The organism is Pseudoalteromonas sp. SIMBA_162 (assembly GCF_046535955.1).
Classification (GTDB): domain Bacteria; phylum Pseudomonadota; class Gammaproteobacteria; order Enterobacterales; family Alteromonadaceae; genus Pseudoalteromonas; species Pseudoalteromonas marina.
This window is the reverse complement of the sequence record NZ_JAWJBQ010000048.1, coordinates 1-1,351: the sequence shown is the minus strand read 5'-3', so window position 1 is coordinate 1,351 and position 1,351 is coordinate 1. Positions and strand designations below refer to the sequence as shown.

Here is a 1,351-nt window from a genome sequence, read left to right as displayed (position 1 = left end):
GTTTTTTAGTATTAATTAACTTAAACGTTAACTATCACTCATTGAACGTTGCTACAAAGCACCTACGCCTGAGGTAAGAGCGCCACCTTCACGTGAGGCAAATTGCAGGCATTAAAAAAGGCCACCTAAGTGACCTTTTTCTAACAATTAACTTAAACGTTAATTATTACTCTACGATAGTTGCTACAACACCAGCACCTACAGTACGGCCACCTTCACGGATAGCAAAACGAAGACCTTCATCCATCGCGATTGGTGCGATTAGAGTTACTGTCATCTTGATGTTATCACCAGGCATTACCATTTCTACGCCTTCTGGTAACTGTACGTCACCAGTTACGTCAGTTGTACGGAAGTAGAACTGTGGACGGTAACCTTTAAAGAATGGAGTATGACGACCACCTTCATCTTTAGAAAGTACGTATACTTCTGAAGTGAATGTAGTGTGTGGGTTGATTGAACCAGGCTTAGCTAGTACTTGACCACGTTCAACGTCTTCACGCTTAGTACCACGTAGTAGTGCACCAATGTTCTCACCAGCACGACCTTCGTCAAGAAGCTTACGGAACATTTCAACACCAGTACAAGTAGACTTAGTAGTCTCTTTGATACCAACGATTTCAACTTCGTCATTCACGTTGATGATACCGGCTTCAACACGACCAGTTACAACAGTACCACGACCTTGGATTGAGAAAACGTCTTCGATAGGCATGATGAATGGCTTATCGATGTCACGCTCTGGCTCTGGGATGTAAGAATCTAGTGCTTCTGCAAGCTCTACAATCTTGTCTTCCCATTGCTTCTCGCCTTCAAGTGCTTTAAGTGCAGAACCTTGAATTAGTGGTAAGTCGTCACCTGGGAAATCGTACTCAGAAAGAAGTTCACGAACTTCCATTTCTACTAGTTCAAGTAGCTCTTCGTCATCAACCATGTCACATTTGTTCATGAATACGATGATGTAAGGTACGCCAACCTGACGAGAAAGAAGGATGTGCTCACGCGTTTGTGGCATTGGGCCATCAGTCGCAGCTACTACTAAGATAGCGCCGTCCATTTGTGCAGCACCAGTGATCATGTTTTTAACATAATCGGCGTGACCAGGACAATCTACGTGTGCGTAGTGACGAGTTGGTGTGTCGTACTCAACGTGTGAAGTTGAGATAGTGATACCACGCTCGCGCTCTTCTGGAGCGTTATCGATTGATGCGAAATCTTTAGCAACACCGCCGTATACTTTTGCAAGTACGTTAGTGATTGCTGCAGTTAGTGTAGTTTTACCGTGGTCAACGTGGCCGATTGTACCAACGTTTACGTGCGGTTTTACGCGTTCAAACTTTTCTTTTGCCAT

At 44.1% G+C, this 1,351-nt stretch carries 1 protein-coding gene; it reads right to left on the bottom strand.

Annotation, left to right across the window (positions count from 1 at the left end; all coding sequences use genetic code 11):
* Nucleotides 1–166 precede the first annotated feature (166 nt).
* Nucleotides 167–1,351: an elongation factor Tu gene (tuf, locus tag R0J88_RS18595; RefSeq protein WP_006791257.1), complete on the bottom strand. Its 1,185-nt coding sequence runs from the start codon at nucleotides 1,349–1,351 to the stop codon at nucleotides 167–169.

Coding starts and splice junctions, on each gene's coding strand:
- tuf (WP_006791257.1), bottom strand. CDS start 1,351: ATGGCAAAAGAAAAGTTTGAACGCGTAAAACCGCACGTAAACGTTGGT.